15 protein-coding genes are annotated in these 19,706 nt (G+C 75.0%); 8 read left to right on the top strand and 7 right to left on the bottom strand.

The features are described 5' to 3' along the window. Positions 1 to 93: 93 nt before the first annotated feature. On the top strand, positions 94 to 1,389 hold the full coding sequence (locus ACZ4YY_RS03550) for an MbnB/TglH/ChrH family RiPP precursor modification enzyme (protein ID WP_468283422.1): 1,296 nt from the start codon (positions 94 to 96) through the stop codon (positions 1,387 to 1,389). Between the two features lie 452 nt (positions 1,390 to 1,841). On the opposite strand, the gene ACZ4YY_RS03545 is transcribed toward ACZ4YY_RS03550, so the two are convergent. The 3 genes from ACZ4YY_RS03545 to ACZ4YY_RS03535 are packed head-to-tail and all read right to left on the bottom strand — an operon-like array spanning position 1,842 to position 4,707. After that, positions 1,842 to 2,375, bottom strand: a complete 534-nt coding sequence (locus tag ACZ4YY_RS03545; RefSeq protein ID WP_468283420.1) for a hypothetical protein — start codon at positions 2,373 to 2,375, stop codon at positions 1,842 to 1,844. Positions 2,376 to 2,403: 28 nt separating this feature from the next. Next, positions 2,404 to 3,450, bottom strand: coding sequence for an ArsR/SmtB family transcription factor (locus tag ACZ4YY_RS03540; RefSeq protein WP_468283418.1), 1,047 nt, complete (start codon positions 3,448 to 3,450; stop codon positions 2,404 to 2,406). Positions 3,451 to 3,468: 18 nt separating this feature from the next. Next, positions 3,469 to 4,707 carry an amidohydrolase gene (locus tag ACZ4YY_RS03535; RefSeq protein WP_468283416.1) on the bottom strand — a complete coding sequence of 413 codons (1,239 nt, stop codon included), beginning with the start codon at positions 4,705 to 4,707 and terminating at the stop codon, positions 3,469 to 3,471. 233 nt (positions 4,708 to 4,940) lie between these two features. Here ACZ4YY_RS03535 and ACZ4YY_RS03530 point away from each other — a divergent pair, with 233 nt between their 5' ends. Continuing rightward, positions 4,941 to 5,738 (top strand): DUF4142 domain-containing protein, encoded by a 798-nt coding sequence (locus ACZ4YY_RS03530; protein ID WP_468283414.1) that lies wholly within the window; start codon positions 4,941 to 4,943, stop codon positions 5,736 to 5,738. 635 nt (positions 5,739 to 6,373) lie between these two features. Then, positions 6,374 to 7,996, top strand: a complete 1,623-nt coding sequence (locus ACZ4YY_RS03525; RefSeq protein ID WP_468283412.1) for an alpha/beta hydrolase — start codon at positions 6,374 to 6,376, stop codon at positions 7,994 to 7,996. Here the strand turns inward: ACZ4YY_RS03525 and hemQ are convergent, their stop codons facing one another. After that, on the bottom strand, positions 7,997 to 8,728 hold the full coding sequence (gene hemQ / locus ACZ4YY_RS03520; RefSeq protein ID WP_468283410.1) for a hydrogen peroxide-dependent heme synthase: 732 nt from the start codon (positions 8,726 to 8,728) through the stop codon (positions 7,997 to 7,999). 5 nt (positions 8,729 to 8,733) lie between these two features. Beyond that, a complete protein-coding gene (gene hemG / locus ACZ4YY_RS03515) occupies positions 8,734 to 10,203 on the bottom strand; it encodes a protoporphyrinogen oxidase (RefSeq protein ID WP_468283408.1) in 1,470 nt (489 codons plus the stop codon). Between the two features lie 161 nt (positions 10,204 to 10,364). Here hemG and ACZ4YY_RS03510 point away from each other — a divergent pair, with 161 nt between their 5' ends. Continuing rightward, complete coding sequence (locus tag ACZ4YY_RS03510; RefSeq protein ID WP_468283406.1) at positions 10,365 to 11,336, top strand: DUF4349 domain-containing protein; 972 nt, start codon at positions 10,365 to 10,367, stop codon at positions 11,334 to 11,336. 246 nt (positions 11,337 to 11,582) lie between these two features. After that, the gene (locus tag ACZ4YY_RS03505) at positions 11,583 to 12,992 is read left to right on the top strand and encodes an FAD-dependent oxidoreductase (RefSeq protein ID WP_468283404.1); all 1,410 of its coding nucleotides are present in this window, start codon (positions 11,583 to 11,585) and stop codon (positions 12,990 to 12,992) included. Between the two features lie 89 nt (positions 12,993 to 13,081). On the opposite strand, the gene ACZ4YY_RS03500 is transcribed toward ACZ4YY_RS03505, so the two are convergent. Continuing rightward, a complete protein-coding gene (locus tag ACZ4YY_RS03500) occupies positions 13,082 to 13,351 on the bottom strand; it encodes a hypothetical protein (protein WP_468283402.1) in 270 nt (89 codons plus the stop codon). 126 nt (positions 13,352 to 13,477) lie between these two features. Between ACZ4YY_RS03500 and ACZ4YY_RS03495 the strand changes: the two genes are divergently transcribed. Next, on the top strand, positions 13,478 to 14,284 hold the full coding sequence (locus tag ACZ4YY_RS03495) for a rhomboid family intramembrane serine protease (RefSeq protein WP_468283400.1): 807 nt from the start codon (positions 13,478 to 13,480) through the stop codon (positions 14,282 to 14,284). Positions 14,285 to 14,622: 338 nt separating this feature from the next. Next, complete coding sequence (locus tag ACZ4YY_RS03490; protein WP_468283398.1) at positions 14,623 to 14,913, top strand: DUF6059 family protein; 291 nt, start codon at positions 14,623 to 14,625, stop codon at positions 14,911 to 14,913. A gap of 274 nt (positions 14,914 to 15,187) precedes the next feature. Here the strand turns inward: ACZ4YY_RS03490 and ACZ4YY_RS03485 are convergent, their stop codons facing one another. Further along, positions 15,188 to 16,963 (bottom strand): MDR family MFS transporter, encoded by a 1,776-nt coding sequence (locus ACZ4YY_RS03485; protein ID WP_468283396.1) that lies wholly within the window; start codon positions 16,961 to 16,963, stop codon positions 15,188 to 15,190. Positions 16,964 to 17,240: 277 nt separating this feature from the next. Between ACZ4YY_RS03485 and ACZ4YY_RS03480 the strand changes: the two genes are divergently transcribed. Further along, positions 17,241 to 19,034 carry an AfsR/SARP family transcriptional regulator gene (locus tag ACZ4YY_RS03480; protein ID WP_468283394.1) on the top strand — a complete coding sequence of 598 codons (1,794 nt, stop codon included), beginning with the start codon at positions 17,241 to 17,243 and terminating at the stop codon, positions 19,032 to 19,034. Positions 19,035 to 19,706: the final 672 nt, after the last annotated feature.

The raw sequence follows: 19,706 nt of genomic DNA, 5'->3' as shown, positions 1-19,706 counted from the left end.
TGTTGCTCTGAAGGAGCGCGGCGGGCGGTTCGGGTCGGGACGGCGGGGTCATATCCCCGTCACCACGGAGGGGGCCGGATGGAGGAGGGGACCATGACGCGACTCGGGACGGGAATCGGCTGGCGGCCGGAGATCGCGGACGCCGTGGAGCGGATGCCGGGAGTCGACTGGGTGGAGGTCGTCGCCGAGAACGTCTGCCCCGGGCATCTCCCCGACTCCCTGCTGCGGCTGCGCGAGCGTGGGGTCACCGTGGTCCCGCACGGCGTCTCGCTGGGGCTCGGCGACGCGGACCGGCCCGACGAGGGGCGGCTGACGGCGCTCGCGGAGCGGGCCGAGGCGCTGGGCGCGCCACTGGTCACCGAACACATCGCGTTCGTCCGGGCGGGCGGCGCGCTGACCGCCTCGCCGCGGCTGGAGGCCGGGCATCTGCTGCCGGTGCCGCGCACCCGGGACGCGCTGGACGTGCTGTGCGAGAACGTGCGCATCGCCCAGCAGGCGCTGCCGGTTCCGCTCGCCGTGGAGAACATCGCCGCGCTGCTCGCCTGGCCGGGCGAGGAGATGACGGAGGGCCAGTTCCTGTACGAGCTGGCCGACCGCACCGGAGTGCGCCTGCTCATCGACGTCGCCAACCTGCACACCAACCACGTCAACCGGGGCGAGGACCCGGCCAAGGCGCTCGCCGAACTGCCGTTGGAGGCCATCGCGTACGTCCATGTCGCGGGCGGCTTCGAACGGGACGGCGTCTGGCACGACAGCCACGCCCACCCGGTGCCCCGCCCGGTCCTGGACGTGCTCACCGACCTCGCCTCCCGGGTGTCCCCGCCGGGAGTGCTGCTGGAGCGCGACGAGAACTTCCCCGAACCGGCGGAACTGGAGCGGGAGTTGGCCACGATCCGGGAGGCCGTGGAGATCGGCGCCCGGATGCGGGGCGGTGCGGCGGGCGGTGCGGTCGCGCCCTCCCGGGCGGCCGAGGCGCCGGTCGACGAGGCGACCCGCCAGCGTCTCGGTCTCTCCCAGGCCGCCCTGCTGTCCGCGCTGGTCGCCGGGACGCCGGTGCCCGAGGGGTTCGACCGGGTCCGCGTCGGGGTGCAGGCCCGGGCACTGGCCGCCAAACGGGCGGACGTGGTGGCGAAGGTCGCCCCCGAGCTGCCGGTGATCCTCGGCCCCGGCTACCGGCCCGCGTTCCTCGCCTACGCCCAGGCCCACCCGATGCGCGCGGGCTACCGCCGGGACGCCCTGGACTTCGCCGAGCGGGTCCTGCTCGGTGGCGGCCTCGCGGAGGGCCGGGCCCGGCGCGAGCTGCGGCGGTGGTGGCTGGACCGCTCGGGGCCGGCACCGAAGCCGCGCTCGCGGCTGGGGCGCATGGGACGCGCGCTGGTCGGGCGGTGACCCCACCACCGCAACCGGACCACCCCCACGAGCCGCGAACCGCCGCCGCGGTGACCGGACCACCCGGTGCCGACACCGAGACCGCGCCCACGACCCGGGCGGACGGCACACGCACCGGCCGGGCGATGACACACCACCGCAACCGGGCCACCCCCACGAGCCGCGAACCGCCGCCGCGGTGACCGGACCACCCGGCGACACCGAGACCGCGCCCACGACCCGGGCGGACGGCACACGCACCGGCCGGGCGATGACACACCACCGCAACCGGACCACCCCCACCCCGGCCCGGGAAGCAGTCCGGAACCCCGCCCGAGCGGCCCGCCCGGGTGCGGCGCGGCGGCCCCCGTCGGGCGGCCCCCGCCCCGTGCGGCGCAGGGACCCGCCGGTCCGGCCGGCCGCGAGCTGCGGCGCTCGCGGCCGCAGGAGCCGGGCCGCCCGCTCGGGTGCCGTCACGCCTCGTCGACGCCGAGCACGCGAGGGGGCCCCACCTCCACTCCCGCCAGACGCACCCGCAACCCCGGTATCTCCCGGTGCGCCGGGCGCGGGGCGAGCAGCGCGGTGAGGGAGTTCTCCAGGCCGGTCACGTCGTCGACGCAGTGGACTTTGTCCAGGGTCCGGGGTCTCTGGTCCCGGGACAGCAGTTGCCGGGCCGTCCAGCGGCCGTCGGCACGGCGGGAGCGGGCGACCGCCACCGGGTCGACGACCGTGCAGTCGAAGCCGACCAGCACGGGCAGGGCCCACGCTTCGTCCGTCGTCGCCAGTTCCCAGCGGACCGTCACGCGCACGTCGCGCCGGGCGTCGACCAGGGTCACGGCGCCGGCCCGCGCGGGGGCGGCCGCGGCGGTGCCGTACACCCCGTCGGTCTCGTGCACCAGGACCACGCCAGCACCCGCCGTCAGCGGCCGGCAGCGCTGCCTCCACCGGTTCCACGGGTGGAACGGGCCCAGCTCGCGGTGGCCGAGCACCGGGTAGCGAGGGTTCATCGGACGGCCCTTCCCGTGCTGTCGGGTCTCAGTACTGCAGTGCGGTCGCCACGTCCCGGCCGATGCATTCGACGGCGGCCAGGTCGAGGCCGTAGTGCACGTACCGGCCGTGGCGCTCCACGCGCACCAGACCGAGGCCGCGCAGGACCCGGAGGTGACGGGAGACCTGCGGACGGGTCATCGACAACCGGTCGGCCAGATCGGCGGTGGTCATCGCCTGGCGCGCGATGAGCCGGCACAACCGCACCCGGCGCGGGTCGGTGAGCGCCAGCATGCGACTGCGGGCCAGGGTGACGCCGACCTCCGGACCGTCCACGGGGAAGTGCACCACGGGCGGCAGGCGCGGCTCGTCCTTGACGAGCAGGTGCGGTGCGCCGAACCGGGTGGGGATGAGCAGGAGCGGCGTACGGGCCGGGTTGATCACCGTGTGGTGCACCTTGTCGAGGACGACACGGGCCGGTCCGGCCGGGCGGACGCCGGAGGGGCTGAGCGACAGCAGGGCCGCGACCGGGCCCTCGTCCGCGAGCCGCTGCCGTACGCGGTGGGCGGCCCGGGCCAGTTCGGGCTCGGTGCGGGCCCACAGGTCGTCGAAGAAGACCCGGCGGCACAGCCCGAGGAAGTCGACGAGGTCGGCCCGCAGCCGCTCCGGGTCGCGCAGCAGGTCCTCGGCGAGGGCGGGGTGCGGGTCGGGCAGGGCGCAGGCCGCCTGACGGAGTGTCCGGGCCTGCGCCGGGTCGTGCAGCACCCGGGTGAAGTCGAAGCCGCGGTAGCCGCTGGCGCAGGTGTACGCCGTGAGTTCGGCGAAGAGGTCCGGGGACAGGGCCGGCAGCGGCGCGTCCAGGCCCGGGTAGAAGCCCCGCCAGCGCAGCGCCGTCCACAGCGGGGCGAAGCGGCGCAGTCCGGCGCGGAAGGCGGGCGGTCCGGCGGTGGTGGTCCGCTCGGCCCAGGACGCGTGCTCCGCGTGGTGGGCGTACTCCGTCAGCACGTGCAGGCTCGCGGCGAGTTCCGCGGCCGGGGACACCGCCACCGTGAAGCGGTCGGGGGCGGCCCCCTCCAGCACGATCACGACCGACATGGGCGGGAGTGTAGGCGCTCACGCCGTCGCGTCCGGGTCCGAGCCCGCGGCGAACTCCGCCCGGGCCGCCTCCAGCAGCCCGGGGTGGGTGAGCGCCTCGACGACCACGGCGGCCAGTCCGGTCGCGGCGACCTGGGTGCGGTCGTGGGCGAGGGGCGTCGCCGCGGCCTCGCGCATCGCCTCGGAGTGGGCGGGGGTGCCGGGCTCGGCGATCTGGACGTACGGGTGGATGACCGGCATCAGCAGGGAGAGGTTGCCGATGTCGGAGGAGCCGGCGGGGCTGTCGGGGTCGAAGGGGCCGATGTCCGCGCCCAGGGCGCGCACCGCCGCCTCGAACCGCTCCCCGAGCACCGCGTTGTTGCGGCGCTCCGCGTACAGCGGGCCGGTCTCGGTGACCTCCGCGCGGGTCCCCGTGGCGAGCGCGGCGCCCTCGGCCGCGGCCCGCACCCGCTCGACCAGCGCCCGGGCGGAGGCGGCCGTGCGGTCGCGGACGTAGAGGTCCACGGCGGCGTGGGCGGGCACCACGTTCGGCGCCTGCCCGCCGTCGGAGACGATGCCGTGCAGGCGGGCGGTCGGCGGGACGAACTGCCGCAGCGTGTCGAGGGCGGCGAGGAAGAGCTGGGCCGCCGCGAGCGCGCTGCGTCCCCGCCACGGCGAGACGGAGGCGTGGGCGCTGACCCCGCTGAACGCGATCCTCAGGTGCGCCGCCGCGAGGCCGGGCCGGCCGGTCAGCCAGCGGTCGCCGGGGTGGAACATCACGGCAGCGTCGACGCCGTCGAAGACCCCGGCCTCCGCAAGCCGCACCTTGCCCGCGCCGCCCATCTCCTCGCCGGGCGTGCCGATCACGGCGACCGTGCCGGGGTGCGCGGGCAGGGCGCGCGCGACGGCGATCGCGGCGGCGGCGCCCCCGGCGGCGATGAGGTTGTGGCCGCAGCCGTGGCCGACGCCCGGCAGCGCGTCGTACTCCGCGAGGACGGCGACGAACGGGCCGGGCGTCGCGCCCTCGTGCACGGCCACGAACGCCGTGTCGAGGCCGCCGGCCGGCGCGGTCACCGTGAAACCCTCCTCGCCGAGCCAGCGGGTCAGCACCCGCTGGGCGTGGAACTCGGCGAACTTCAGCTCGGGACGCCCGTGGACGGCGAGGCTGACGGCGTCCATCCGGGGCCGCAGCACGGCGAGTTCGGCGGACAGGGCGGACAGGTCGTTCGGGTCGGGCGAGGTGGGCAGGGCGGACGAGGTGGGCAGGGCGGACGACATGGGGGCTCCCGTCTTCGAGGTGCGGACGACGTGACGTCGACGCGACGGTGACGAGACTGCGGCCGTCACGACCGGGATGGGGCCGGATTACCGCGGGGACGGCAATCGTGGGCCGGGGGCCTCGGGCCCGGGACCGTGGCACCCGGGTTCCGGGGAGCGGAGTGACGCCGCAGTAATATGTCGGTCCCGCACCCGAAGCGCACTGGTGTGCGGTGCCGTGAGCAGGAGGCACCATGCGACCGCGACCCCCGATCCAGGGCCGAGGCATCTTCAGCGGTACCGGGCTCATCGTGGCGGGCCTGGCCGCGACCCTCGTGGCCCTGGTCCTTCCGCTCTGGTCGTACGAGGACCCGCCCGCGACGACCGTGGACGTGCTGAACGCGGAGACGACGGTGGCGACGCTGTACGGGCCGCTGACCGGACTCGACCGGGACTTCCTCACCAAGGTGCGCCTCGCCGGGCTGTGGGAGCTGCCGGCCGGGCGGCAGGCGCAGACGAAGGGCACCACCGAGGCCGTACGGACGGCGGGCCGGCACCTCGTGGAGGGGCACGCCTTCCTGGACGAGCGGGTGCGCACCGTCGCCGCGCAGCTCGGGGCGGCGCTGCCGAGCGAGCCCAGCGAGCAGCAGAAGAGCTGGCTCGAGGAGCTGGACGCGGCACAGGGCGTGGACTACGACCGGAAGTTCGCCAACGTCCTGCGCCTCGCGCACGGGCGGGTGTTCTCCGTCGTCGCCCAGGTGCGGGCCGGCACCCAGAACGCGCTGGTGCGCGGGCTCGCCGACGACGCCAACACCACGGTCCTGGACCACATCAGGGTCCTCGAGGCCACCGGGTACGTCGACTTCGCCGCCCTGGCGAGGGACCTGACGGCCGCCGGCCCGTCCTCCGCGACGGGCGGCTCCGCCTCACCGGTCCCGGGGGCCGGCCCCGGGAAGGTCGTCCCGCTCGTGCCGGTCCCGCCCTCGCCCACCCCGGACTACACCCTTCCGCCCGCGGCGACCGGGCCGCCGCCCGCGCGGGACGGTTCCTGAGGACCGGCCGGCGGACGCGCCCTCGGGCCGCCGACGCGCCGTCAGTCGGGCAGGCTCGGGCGGTCGGACTCGGCGGGCCGTCGGACGCGGAGATCCTCGTACGACGGCGGGCCGTCGGACGCGGGGATCCTCGTACGCGTCGGGTCGTCAGGCTCAGGGACCCACGGACGCGTTGGGCCCTCGGACTCCGGGGGCCTTGAACTCAGGACTTCGGGACGCGTCGGGCTCGCGGACGCCTCGGGCCTCGGACGCGTCGGGCACGTCGGGCCGTCGGGCTCAGGGGCCCTCGGGCTCGGGAACCTGAGTTGCCTGGCACCCTCGTCCGGGTGGAGGTGCAGCCGTGCTCCCGCCGGGCCCCCCACCGGACCGCGTCTCCTGGAGACCCTCCCCCGCCGCGCGCCGCGACGACCGCAGCACCTGTTCGGGACTCCGTCGCCGTCCACGGGGATCCGCGCCACCGGCGGACCGAACCCGCGTGCGACTCTCGCGCACCGGGAGCCCTGCCGACGGGCGTGAGGGCCCCTCGGGTGGCGCACAGGGGGCATGGGGACCGACACCCGCCCACGGTGCTTGCCTTGACCGACCGGCACACCAAACATCCCTTCTGTCGCCGCCGCGCACCGAAGGGACCCCCGATGAGAGCTTCCGTCCTCCACCCGGCCGTCGGAGCCCTGCTCCTGACGTCCCTCTGTGCCGGTCCGGCGGTCGGGGCGCCGGACACGGGCAGGCCGTCCGGCGTCGCGGTGGCCGCGGCCCGCGCCGCCGCCGAGGGGATCGACTTCGGACCGTGCGCGGACGCCCGCGAGGTGCCCGGCAGCATGCGGTGCGGCACGGTCGGCGTCCCCCTCGACTACAGCCGGCCGAACGGTACGCAGATCGAACTGACCGTCAGCCGGGTGCCCGCCACCCATCGCGACCCGCGCAACAGCAAGCGCCGGGTGCCCAGGCAGGGCGCGCTGGTGTTCAACCCGGGCGGACCGGGCGCCTCCGGGCTGTACTTCCCGCTGGCCGGTCTGCTGCCGCAGTGGCAGCGCATCGGCGCCGCCTACGACCTCGTCGGCTACGACCCGCGCGGGGTCGGCCGTTCGGCACCGCTGTCCTGCCAGGACCCCGCCCGGTTCCTCGAGGGCCCCTCACCGGCGCCGACGCACCCCTCGGAGGCCTACAAGAGGGAGCGCATCGCGCGGGCGAAGGCGTACGCGCGCGGCTGTGCCCAGCGGACGGGCGACGCGCTGCGGCACTACACCTCGCTGAACAACGCCCGGGACCTGGACGTCGTGCGGGCCGCGCTCGGGGAGAAGCGGCTGACGTTCATGGGGGCCTCGTACGGCACCTACTTCGGGGCGCTGTACGCGACGCTGTTCCCGGGCCACGTGCGGCGGATGGTGTTCGACGCGGCGGTGAACCCCGATCCCGCGCAGATCTGGTACCGCAACAACCTCGCGCAGTCGGTGGCGTTCGAGAGCCGCTGGGCGGACTTCCGGCAGTGGGCCGCCCGCCACCACGGCGTGTACGGACTGGGCCGGACGCCGGAGGCGGTGCTGCGCAGCTACGAGCGGGCGCGGGCCCGGCTGGCCGTCGAGCCGGCCGGCGGGAAGGTGGGGCCGGGCCAGTTGCAGGGCGCGTTCCTGCAGGCCGGCTACTACGACGACTACTGGCCCTCGCGTGCCGAGGCGCTGTCGGCGTATCTGAAGGGCGACGCCGAGCCGCTGATCGGGTTGGCCGCGCCGCTCGCCGAGGCCGCGGCGGAGGCGGAGAACGCGCACGCCGTCTACACGGCCGTCGAGTGCAACGACGCCCCCTGGCCGACGGACTGGGCGGTGTGGGACCGGGACAACACCCGGCTCGCGCGGGTGGCGCCCTTCGAGACCTGGGACAACGTGTGGGCGAATCTGCCGTGCGCGTACTGGCCGGCGCCCCGGCAGAAGCCGCTGGACGTGCGGACCGGGCCGGGCGAGCTGCCGCCGACGCTGATCCTGGCCGCCGAGCGGGACGCCGCCGCGCCCTACGACGGGGCGCTGGAGATGCACCGGCGGCTGACCGGCTCGGTGCTGGTGACCGAGCGGGACGCCGGCACCCACGGCATCGCGGGCGGCCCGAACGCCTGTGTCAACGGCCACCTGGAGGCGTACCTGCTGGAGGGCCGCCTGCCGGTGCGGCGCGCGGCCTGCGCACCGCACCCGGAGCCGAGCCCGGCGGACCGCCCCACCACGGCGGACCGCCCCGAGAGGGCGGCGGTGCCGGCGGCGAAGGGCTGATCAGGCGAGGCCTTCGACCAGTTCGGCGACGGACTTGCGCCGGCCGGTGAAGAACGGCACCTCCTCGCGGACGTGCATCCGGGCCTCGGAGGCGCGCAGGTGACGCATGAGGTCGACGATGCGGTACAGCTCGTCGGCCTCGAAGGCCAGCATCCACTCGTAGTCGCCGAGGGAGAACGAGGCGACCGTGTTGGCGCGCACGTCCGGGTAGCCGCGGGCCATCTTGCCGTGGTCGGCGAGCATGCGACGGCGGTCCTCGTCGGGCAGCAGGTACCAGTCGTAGGAGCGCACGAACGGGTAGACGCTGACGTAGTCGCGGGGCGTCTCGTCGGCGAGGAACGCCGGGATGTGGGAGCGGTTGAACTCGGCGGGGCGGTGCAGCGCCATGTTCGACCAGACGGGCGTCAGCGCGCGGCCCAGCCGGGTGCGGCGGAAGAGGTTGTACGCCTCCTGGAGCTGGTCGCTGGTCTCCGCGTGCCACCAGATCATGAGGTCGGCGTCGGCGCGCAGACCGGACACGTCGTAGGTGCCGCGGATCGTCACGTCCTTGGCGGCGAGCTGGTCGAACAGCTCCTGGACCTCGTCGGCGTAGCCGGTGCGGTCCTCGGGCAGCACGTCCTTCAGCCGGAAGACGGACCACAGCGTGTAGCGGATGACCTCGTTGAGGTCCTTGGCCAGCTTGCCCTTGTTGGGGATCCGGCCGGGCTCGGTGGTGGGGGCGTCGTCACTCATGGTTCTCATTCTCCCGCTCCGCCGTGCAGGCTCTGCACCGGGTGGGCGGTGAGTTCCCGCACGGCGCGCAGGTCACCACCGATCTGGTCGACCGCCGCGTGGGCGCTCGCCACGCACGCCGGGATGCCCACGCCGTCGTAGGCGGCACCGCAGAGGGCGAGTCCGGGAAGCGCGGCGACGTGTTCGCGGACGCGGGCCACGCGCGCGTGGTGGCCGACCGGGTACTGGGGCAGGCCGTCGGTCCAGCGGGTGACGCGGGTCGCCAGGGGCGTGGCGGTGAGGCCGGTGGCCGCCTCCAGATCCCGCCGGGAGACGTCGACGAGGTGGTCGTCCCCGCGCCCGAGGATCTCCGTCTCGCCGTACCGCCCGACGGAGGTGCGCAGCACGACCACCTCCGGGTCCTCGTCGCCGATCCAGCCCCACTTTTGGGAGGCGAACGTCGACGCCTTGATGGTACGGCCGTCGACGGGCGGGACGAGGAAGCCGCTGCCGTCGGGCAGGGACACCTCGGCGCGGCGGTAGGCGAGGGTGACCAGCGCCATCGAGGCGTACTCGACGGCGCGCAGCTCGGCGGCGGCAGCGGGCGACTCGGCGGCGAGCAGCGCGGCGGCGGCGGGCGCGGGGACGGCGACGACCACCGCGTCGGCGTGCAGGACGCGGTCCCCGGCGACGACCCGCCAGGCCGTTCGGTTCCCGGCGGACGGGGTCGTCCGGCGCAGCTCCGTCACGGGGGCGCCGGTCACGATCTCGCCACCCCGTGCGCGCACCGACTCCGCGACCGCGAGCGGCAGCGAGCCCACGCCGCCCTCGATGCCCATGAACACCGGCCCGGTCTGCGCGTTCGCGGCGGCCTCGGCCTGGAGGTCGCGGACGGCCTCGGTCAGGGAGGTGTGGGTGCGGGCGGCCCGGAAGAGCTGCGGGACCGCCGAACGCATCGAGATGCGGTAGGCGTCACCGGCGTAGACCCCGCCCAGCAGCGGCTCGACGAGACGGTCGACGACCTCACGCCCGAGGCGCGCCGCCACGTACTCCCCGACCGCCACGTCCTCGCCGAGCTCGGTGGGGGGCAGGTCGGCGTCGCGCCCGATCCGGGCCAGACCCTCCTCGGACACCACGCCGGCCAGGGCGGAGGCGGTGCCCGGGACGCCCATGACGTGGCCCTTGGGCATGGGCCGCAGGGCGTCGCGGGTCCAGAGCGAGGCGGTGGCGGTGGCGGGCGGCTGAAGACGGTCGGCGAGGCCCACCTCACGGGCGAGGGCCACCGCCTCGGGGCGGCGGGCCAGCATCGACTCGGCGCCGAGGTCGACGCGGACGCCCGCGATCTCGCCCGGCAGCAGCTTGCCGCCGACCCGGTCGGACGCCTCCAGCACGGTCACCCGCGCGCCGCGCGCCAGCAGCCGGTGGGCGGCCGCCAGGCCCGCGATCCCGGCTCCGACGACGACGGCGTGCCCCGTGCTCGTACCCGTTGCGCTCATGACCCCACTCTCCCAGACCCCACCGACGCTCCCGCCGCGCCCCGGTGTCCGGTCCGCGTCCCGACCGTGACCTCATCGGAACCGTTTTCCCCCAACGTCCCGCCCCGCTCGGGCGTCGAAGAGACGTCAGTGGTCCGACGACCCTCGGGGGGAACGCCCGCATGCGCACACGACGCACACCCTGCACCTCACCCACACGCCGTCCGCCGCGGCCGGTCCACGCCCTGGCGGCGGTCCTGCTCGCCGCCGGTCTCGCCCTCGCCGGGTGCGGCGCCGGCGACGACAGGGGGGCCGGCTCCACAGCACAGGACAAGGCCGCCGCCGGGGAGGCGCACGCCGGTGCCGCCGAGGCGGCCGAGGGGGGCGCGGCCGGCTCGGCCGCGGGCGACGCCAAGCCCGGCGCCGCACCGAAGCTCCCCGTGAACCGGATCATCCGTACGGCGTCCCTGACCGTGCAGGTCAAGGATGTGGGCAAGGCGCTCGACCGGGCCCGCGCCACCACCGCCGCCGCGGGCGGCTACGTCGGCGACGAGACCACCACCCGCGACGAGGACAGCGGCGAGCAGACCCGTGTCGTCCTGCGCGTCCCCGTCGAGCGGTACGACACCGTCCTCAACGACCTCCAGGGCTCCGGCAAGCTCCTGGAGCGCACGGCGAAGGCGCAGGACGTCACCGACCAGGTCGTGGACGTCGAGAGCCGCATCACCTCGCAGCGCGCCAGTGTCGCCCGGGTCCGCGCGCTGATGGACCGGGCGACCCAGCTGAGCGACGTCGTCACCCTGGAGGGCGAGTTGAGCCGCCGCCAGGCCGACCTGGAGGCGCTGCTCGCCCAGCAGGCGTCCCTGAAGGACCGCACCAGCTTGGCGACCATCACGCTGACGCTGTCGGCGACGCCGGTGGAGGACGAGCCGCAGGACGACGACCCGGGGTTCGTGGACGCGCTGTCCGGCGGCTGGGACGCGTTCGTGACGACGCTGCGGTGGATCGCCGTCGTGTGCGCCGCGGTGCTGCCGTTCGCCGCGGCGGGCCTGGTGCTGCTGCTGGTGTGGCTGCGGCTGTTCGGCGGCCGGCGCCGGACGCGGCTGATCCGGAGTCGGGTCCGGACGCGGCCGGATGAGCCCGGGCAGGAGTGAACCGCGGCTGCCCTCAGGGGTCCTCGCACGATGAGCGCCTGATCAGACGGGCAGGGTGCGAGCACCCCTCAGGGGTCCTCGCACGGTGAGCGCCTGGTCAGGCCCAGTGGTCCGGTGCCGTGCATCGCACGGCACCGGAGAGTCCCTGTAGCGGAGCTACCGGGGCTTTCCGGCAGCGCGGCGAGGTGCGGTGCCAGGCCGCGCGGCCCAGGCGGGCAGGGTGCAAGGACCCCTTAGCGTGTTCGCATGAGCATGAGCGACAGCGGGCGCGGCACGGGTCAGGGGCGTGAACGGCTGGTGGTGATCGGCGGGGACGCCGCGGGCATGTCCGCGGCGTCCCAGGCCCGCCGGCTGAAAGGGCCCGGGGAACTGGAGATCGTGGCCTTCGAGCGCGGGCACTTCACGTCTTTCTCCGCGTGCGGCATCCCGTACTGGGTGGGCGGCGACGTCACGGAGCGGGACGACCTGATCGCCCGCACCCCCGAGGAGCACCGCGCGCGGGGGATCGACCTGCGCCTGCGTACCGAGGTGACCGAGATCGACGTGGCCGGGCGGCGGGTACGCGCGCGTGACGTCGACTCCGGGGCGGAGTCCTGGACGTCGTACGACAAGCTCGTCGTCGCGACGGGTGCGCGTCCGGTCCGGCCGGACATGCCGGGGGCCGACGCCGAGGGTGTGCACGGCGTGCAGACGCTGGACGACGGGCAGGAACTGCTCGACACGCTCACGCGCACGCGTGGCCGGCGGGCCGTGGTCGTGGGCGCCGGCTACATCGGCGTGGAGATGGCCGAGGCGCTGATCAAGCGCGGTTTCCGGGTGACGGTCGTCAACCGCGGCAGCGAGCCGATGTCGACCCTCGACCCGGACATGGGCCGGCTGGTGCACGAGGCCATGGAGGGCCTGGGCATCACGATGGTCGACGACGCCGAGGTGACCGAGGTGCGCACCGGGGAGGACGGCCGGGTCCGGGCGGTGCTCACCGAGGACGCCGAGTACCCGGCGGACGTGGTGGTCCTGGGCATCGGCGTCCGCCCGGAGACCGCGCTCGCCCGGGCCGCGGGACTGCCCCTCGGTGCCCACGGGGGCCTGCTGACGGACCTGGGGATGCGGGTGCGCGGCCACGAGGACATCTGGGCGGGCGGTGACTGCGTCGAGGTCCTCGACCTGGTCTCCGGCCAGGAGCGGCACGTCCCGCTCGGCACCCACGCCAACAAGCACGGCCAGGTCATAGGCACCAACGTGGGCGGCGGCTACGCCACCTTCCCCGGGGTCGTCGGCACGGCCGTCAGCAAGGTCTGCGACCTGGAGATCGCCCGCACCGGCCTGCGCGAGAAGGACGCCCGCAGGGTCGGCCTGCGGTACGAGACGGTCACCGTCGAGTCCACCAGCCGCGCCGGCTACTACCCCGGCGCCTCCCCGATGACGGTCAAGATGCTCGCCGAACGCCGCACCGGCCGTCTGCTGGGCGTCCAGATCGTCGGCAGGGAGGGCGCGGGCAAGCGCGTCGACATCGCGGCGGTGGCCCTGACGGCCGGCCTGACGGTGGAACAGATGACGGCCCTGGACCTGGGGTACGCCCCGCCCTTCAGCCCGGTGTGGGACCCGGTACTGGTGGCGGCGAGAAAGGCGGCCGCGAAAGTTCGGGGGGACGGGTAGCCGTCGGGGGGCGAGGGAGCCGTGCGACACGCCACGACGCCGCCCGCAGCCGTCCTCGCACCCCCACGCCCCCGACGCGGCCCGCGCGCCTACGCCGTCCCGCTGAGCCGCGGCAGGGCCGACACCGGCGCCGCGGCCGGCTGCTCGGCGGGCTTGGCGTGCGCGGCGGTCGCGGCCCGGGACCGCAGCCGGTGGCTGACGGCCTCGTCGAGCGTCACCGGCCGCTGCATCTGGGAGGCCAGCCTGCCCGCTTCCTGGCCGAGCCGCGCCACGTCCTCCCAGGGGAGGCGGATCACGAGCGAGAGCTCCGCCTCGCCGTCGGGCGTCGCGTGCATGGCAGGGGTAACCCGGTCGTTCATCGCCTGTTTCCTCACGTCGTCCCCGCGGCCCGCCTTCCCCGGACCGCGGGCGGTTGCCGGTTCATACGCGTCCGCGGACACCGGCGTTCACCGATTCGCCGAACGGATCGGGGGCAGTACTTCCTTGTGGTCATCCCCGTCCATGACGTGAACCCCGCACGCGGCACCCCGGTGGTGACGTACGCGCTGATCGCCGCGAACGTCTTCGTGTTCCTGTTCATGCCCGGCCTGTCCGGTTCGGTGGCCGGCGACAGCGCGCTGGCGCAGACGTGTCATCTGCACGCGTTCCTGGAGCACTACGCGGCCGTCCCGCGCGAACTGGTCCACGATCAGCTGCCGCGGCTGGTCCCCACCGGTGAGGTGCGCGACGGAGCCTGTCTGCTGGGCCCGCCGGGCTACGACAAGTCCCCGGCGCTGAGCGTCCTGACCGCGATGTTCCTGCACGGCGGCTGGCTGCACCTGCTGGGCAACATGCTGTTCCTGCTGATCTTCGGCAACAACATCGAGGACCGCATGGGCCACGTCCGCTTCGCCCTGTTCTACGGGGCCTGCGGGTACGCGGCGTCGTACGGCTTCGCCCTGCTGAACGCCGACTCGAGCGACCCGCTGATCGGCGCCTCGGGAGCGATCGCCGGCGTGCTGGGCGCCTACCTGGTGCTGTATCCGAAGGCCCGGGTGTGGGTCCTCGTGCCCTTCCTGATCTTCCTGCCGCTGCGGCTGCCGGCCTGGCTGGTGCTGGGCTTCTGGTTCGTGCTCCAGGCGGTGTACTCCTCCGGCGAGGGCGTCTCCGGCGGGGGCACGGTGGCCTACGCGGCCCACGTCGTGGGCTTCCTCGCCGGCATGCTCCTCGCCTGGCCCCTCAAACCGGGCACCCCGGCACCCCCGGAACCGCGCGGGCTGCTGTTCGGACGGCGGGCGCGGCCGGGCTGGTGAGCGTCGGGCGGGAGCGCCCGGGGCGGCGGGCCGTGGTGCCGCCGGCGGCGCGGGAGGACGGGTGTCGAGGTGCCCGGTCCCGGAGCCGCCGGCGGCGGGTCGGCGGCGGTCGCCGCGCCACGGGGGGAGCGCGCCGGTCCGTCCGCCGGTCGGGGGTCCATCAGGCCGTTGATGCGACCCCCGGTAACACTGTGCCCGCGTCCGCTCGAAACCCGCTGGGGCCGCCGCCCGTCCCGGCCGGGTCGCGACGGCGTCGTGCTGGTCCCCCGCTCCAGCGGTCTTCGAGGCGCGCGGCCTAGCTTCGGGGCCCGGCAGACGAGCGGAGGGAGGCCCCGGGGGTGCGCAGGGTGCGGACGTGGCTGCGGCGGGTGTGGCACGACATGGCGGTGGGGCTGGTCGCCGTGGGGCACTGCTTCGGCGCCCCGACCCCGCCCGAGTGCTACGGCTTCGCCCCGTACGTCGTCCCGCCGGCGCTGCCCCCGACGGGGGACGGTGGCCTGCGGGCAGCGGGCCCCGCGGCGGGGCATCCCGAACGTCTGGACCCGACCCCCCTCGCGGAGCTGCCCGCGCACGAGCGCGCGCTGTGGGCCGACCTCGCCGATGTCCGGGAACCGACCGACCCTCGGTGACGACCGGTTGCGCGTCGTCGGCCCGTCGGGAACGGACCGCTCGGAGACGGCCCGTTCGGCGACAGTCCACTCGGGAACCGCCCGTTCGGAGACAGTCCGTTCGGAGACGGACCACTCGGGAACCGCCCCTTCGGCGACAGTCCGTTCGGCGACGGTCCACTCGGGAACCGCCCGTTAGGCGACAGTCCGTTCTGAGACGGTCCGTTCGGGAACGGACCGTTCGGAGACGGCCCGTTCGTCGTCGAGCTTCCCTCGTCGGCCCGCGCCCGGGGGCTCAGCCCCCGTCGCCGGGCTTCGCGAGCGGCCCTTCGGATCCCCCGGAGGCGCCGGTGGCGCCGGGCCCCGCGGGACCGCCCTTTCCGCCCGGGCCGTCGGCATCACCGTGTCCTCCCGGCCCGCCTTGTCCACCCGGCCCGCCGGGACCACCCTGGCCGCCCGGGCCGCCCGGGCCGCCCGGGCCGCCCGGGCCGCCGGGACCGCCGGGGCCGCCGGGACCGCCGGGGCCGCCGGGGCCGCGGGCCGGGAGGCGGGTGTCCTTCAGGAGCAGGGCCAGGACCAGGCCGATCAGCAGGACCGGGACGGCTGAGAGGAAGACGGTGGACATGGCGTTGCCGTAGACCTCCGCCACCGACTCGGCGGTGCGGGGGTCCAGCGACGCGGTCCGCGCCGGGTCCCAGGCGCCCGACACGATCTCGTCCGCCGTGCCCGCGGGCAGCAGGCGCGGCGCCTCGGCGGCCAGCCGGGCGTTGAGGATCGAGCCGAAGACGGTGGCACCGAAGGCCGTGCCCAGGTTCCGGGCGAGCCCCACGGTGGAGGTGCTGACGCCCATGTGCTCCCGGGGCGCCGTGCTCTGCGCGACCAGCGTGGTCACCTGGGACGACAGCCCGACGCCGACGCCCATGACGGCGAGCAGCAGCGCGACGGTCGTGACGCCGGTGTCCTCGGAGGTCAGTGCCATGACGGCGGCGGCTCCCGCGGCCAGCGCGGTGCTCGCCACCGGGAACCACTTGTAGCGGCCGGTCTTCGCGATCACCTGTCCCGCCACGACCGTGGCCACCGCCATGCCGATCATCGCGGGGAGGAACAGCAGACCCGTCCGGGTGGCGCTCACGCCCAGCGCCGCCTGGTAGAAGAGCGGTACGAAGTTGACGCAGCCGAAGAAGGCGAAGCTGACCCCGAACGCCACGGCCACGCAGATGGTGAACGTCCGGTCCGCGAACAGCCCGAGCGGGACGACCGGCTCGGCCGCGGACCGCTCACGGCGCACCCACGCCACCGCCAGCACCACGGCACCGACGCCGAGGGCGAGGACCGTCGGGTCGCCCCAGCCGTCCCGTCCGGCCAGGTCGGTGCCGAGGACCAGGCAGCCGATGAGGAGGCAGAGCAGCGCCGTACCGGCGTGGTCGATGCGCGGCCGGACGGCACGACCCGCGGTGCGCGGCAGGAGGGTGGCGATGCCCGCGAGCGCGAGGAGTCCGAGCGGGATGTTGACGTAGAAGATCCAGCGCCAGCCGAGCTGGTCGGTGAGCACACCGCCGGCGAGCGGGCCCGCCAGGTTGGCGATCACCATGACACCCGCGAACCACCCCTGGTACTTGGCGCGTTGACGGGGCGGCATCAGGTCGCCGAGCACGGAGAAGGCGCTGACCTGGAGCCCGCCGCCGCCCAGGCCCTGAAGGGCGCGGAAGGCGATGAGCTGGCCCATCGAACCGGCGGCTCCACAGGCGGCGGATCCCACGAGGAAGATCACGACGGCGGACAGGTAGACGGCCCGGCGTCCGAACAGATCGCCGAGTTTGCCATAGATGGGCATGGACACGCTGAACGTAAGCATATAGGCCGTGAACGTCCAGCCGTACAGGTTCAAAGCGCCCAGGTCCCCGCTCAGGCTCGGCCCCGCGGTGGCGACGATCGACTGGTCGAGCATCGACATCGCGCTGGTCAGCAGCAGGGAGGCGAGCAGGAGGGGGAAACGGGGCGGCAGTGGAGGGGCAGGTGCGGGGGTGGGGGCGGCTGCTCCGCTCGGGTGGCCCGAGCCGGTGTGCGTCATCGGAACTCCTTGTCAGGGCACATACAGAGCCATATGGCAACTATATGCCCTCAGCACATGATTGCCTTGTGTAGCATACTTCAGCGCAGGCATTCGACGTCGAGGGGGTTCTGAGACAGACGGTGGGTCGCCAGCACCTGTCGAGCGCAGCTCAAGCAGAAGTCAAGGGGCCAACCCCAGGCTCACGAAGAGCATCAGGCCGTGTCAGATGCGATCAACGGGAGGGCCAGTGCTGCAGATCGGGTTACTCGGAACCCTGCAAGTCGTCCACGATGGCGTGCATGTCACGCCATCCGCCCCGAAGGTACGTCAAGTCCTCGCGCTGCTGGCCCTGAGGGCCAACACCACGGTGCCGCTCCATCAACTGGTCGAGGAGCTGTGGGAGGAACGCCCACCGTGCAGCGCCGCCACGACACTTCAGACCTACATCTATCAACTGCGCAAGTTGCCCGGACTCAGCGAGCCACGCCCTTCGGGAGGCGCCGACTGCTCCCCGGCCCTGCTGACCACCCCCGGCGGCTACCGGCTCTCCCTGCCTCAGGGCTGCCTGGACGCCCGGGAGTTCACCGATCTCGCGGCACGCGGGCGACAGGCGATGGAGCGCGGTGCGGTCGCCGAGGCGGCCGAGCTGCTGCACGGGGCGCTCGCCGTGTGGCGGGGCCCCGCTCTCAGTGATCTGGCTCCGGGCCCGATCGTGGGCATCGACGCCCTCCGGCTCGAGGAACAGCGCTACGAGGTGCTGGAGGAGCGGATCGACGCCGATCTCCTCCTCGGCCGCCACCACCGGCTGATCAGCGAACTGACCGGGCTGGCCGCCGACAACCCGACCCGGGAGGGACTGCACGCCAAGCTCATGCTGTCCCTCTACCGGGCGGGCCGACGCCCGGACGCCCTGGAGGTGTTCCAGCGCATCCGCCGGGTCCTCGCACGCGAACTTGGACTGGAGCCGTGTGCGGAGCTCCAGCGCCTGCACCAGCAGGTGCTGGCCGGCGACCGCGGCCTGGACCTGCCCGTGGAGCGCGCCTCCGTGATCGGCGCGCACGCGGCCGTCGCGGACGCCGACCCGCCGGTGACGCTGCCTCCGGACGTGCCGCTCAGAGGACGGGCGACTGAGATCGCCCGGGTCACCCGGCTGCTGACCGAGCAGGGGGGCACGGACCGCGCCCGGTGCGTCACCGTCGCCGGGCCGCCCGGCGCGGGCGTCACGGCCCTCGCGACCGCCGTCGCCCACCGCCTGGGCGACGCGTTCCCCGACGGGCGGCTGTACGTGACCTTCGGCGACCCGGCCGCGCCGCGGACCGTCGAGGACGTGCTGGCGGAACTGCTCGAGGCGGTCGGGTTCCGGCGCTCCGACCTGCCCACGACCAGATCCGGGCGGGCCAGGACGCTCCAGTCCTGGCTCGCCTCCCGACGGGTCCTGCTGGTGGCCGACGACGTGGCGGCGGCGCACCAGGTCACCGATCTGGTCCCGGGCCACGCAGGGTCGGCCCTGCTCGTGGCCGGCTACCGGCGCCTGTGCGGCGGTCAGCTCGGCACACCCGTGGACGTCCCGCCCCTCCACCCGGACGAGTCGGGGGAACTCCTCCTGGAGGCCCTCGGCGGGGACCGCCTGCTGGGCGACGCCTCGGCCCTGCGCCGGATGGTCGACCTGTGCGGCAGCCTGCCCGGCCCAGTCCTGGAGGCCGCCGACCTGCTCGCGCTGCGTCCGCACTGGTCGATGCGCCAGCTCATCGACTGGATGGGCCGGGACCGCCCGACGACGGTCTCGCCGCAGCGCCCGCACCCGTTCCACCACGTCGTCCGGCGCTGCCGGGGTCTCGCCCCGCATCTGCGCGAGATGCTGGGCAAGCTGGCCGGCGCCGGTGAGGACGTGCTCACGGTCGAGAACGCGGCGCTCGTCCTGGGCGGTGACCCGGACGAGACCGAGGAACTGCTCGAGGAACTGGTCGAGTTCCTCCTCCTCGAAGTGGACCTCGTGAGCGACGGCTCGTCCGACCGGTACTTCCAGTACCGGCTCCCGGCCCTGCTGCGGACGGCCCTGCGCGTACCGCTCACCCACGCCGCCGCCTGACCGGTCCACCCCCATGGCTCAGGGGTCCTCGCACTACGAGCGCCTGATCAGGCCGCGCGGTCCGGTGCCGTGCATCGCAAGGCCCGCCGGAGGGGCCTCGTAGCGGAGCTACCAGGGCTCTCCGGCGACGCGGCGAAGTGCGGTACCGGGCCGCGCGGTCCGGGCGGGCACAGGGCAAGGACCCCTCAGGGGCGCCCCTCGGGGCGCCCCTGAGTCATGTCCGGCCCCGGCCCCGCCGACCGACTCCCGCCGACCGGTACTGCGCACCCCTGGGGCGGTCCCGGCCGGTCCAGAACAGCCCCGGGTCCAGGACCACCGCGGCCGGTACCGGCGGTCCCGGCCGGTACCGAACAGCCCCGGGCGGTCCAGAACCACCCCGGTCGGTGCCGGCGGCACCGGCCGGCCCGGGCACCGTCGGCCCGTTCGGCGCCGGGGACACGGCCGCGGCTGCACCGGCGCGCGTTCACGGGCACGGCGTCACCGGTGCCGACCGACCGCGCCCCCTCACGGGCCGTGACCCGCCGGCCCGAGCCCACGGGCCCCGGCCACCGGACCCGGACTCACCGCGCCCCGGCCCACCCGCCCGGATCCCGCGCCCGGGGCCGATCGCCCGGGGCTCACCGACCGGGGGGCGGGGGCTGGGGGCCGGGGGCCGGGGCGCACCGTCCGAGC

It is taken from the genome of Streptomyces sp. NPDC030143 (genome assembly GCF_055573695.1).
Note: the sequence above shows the minus strand (reverse complement) of the source record. Positions and strands in the feature narration are given on the sequence as shown.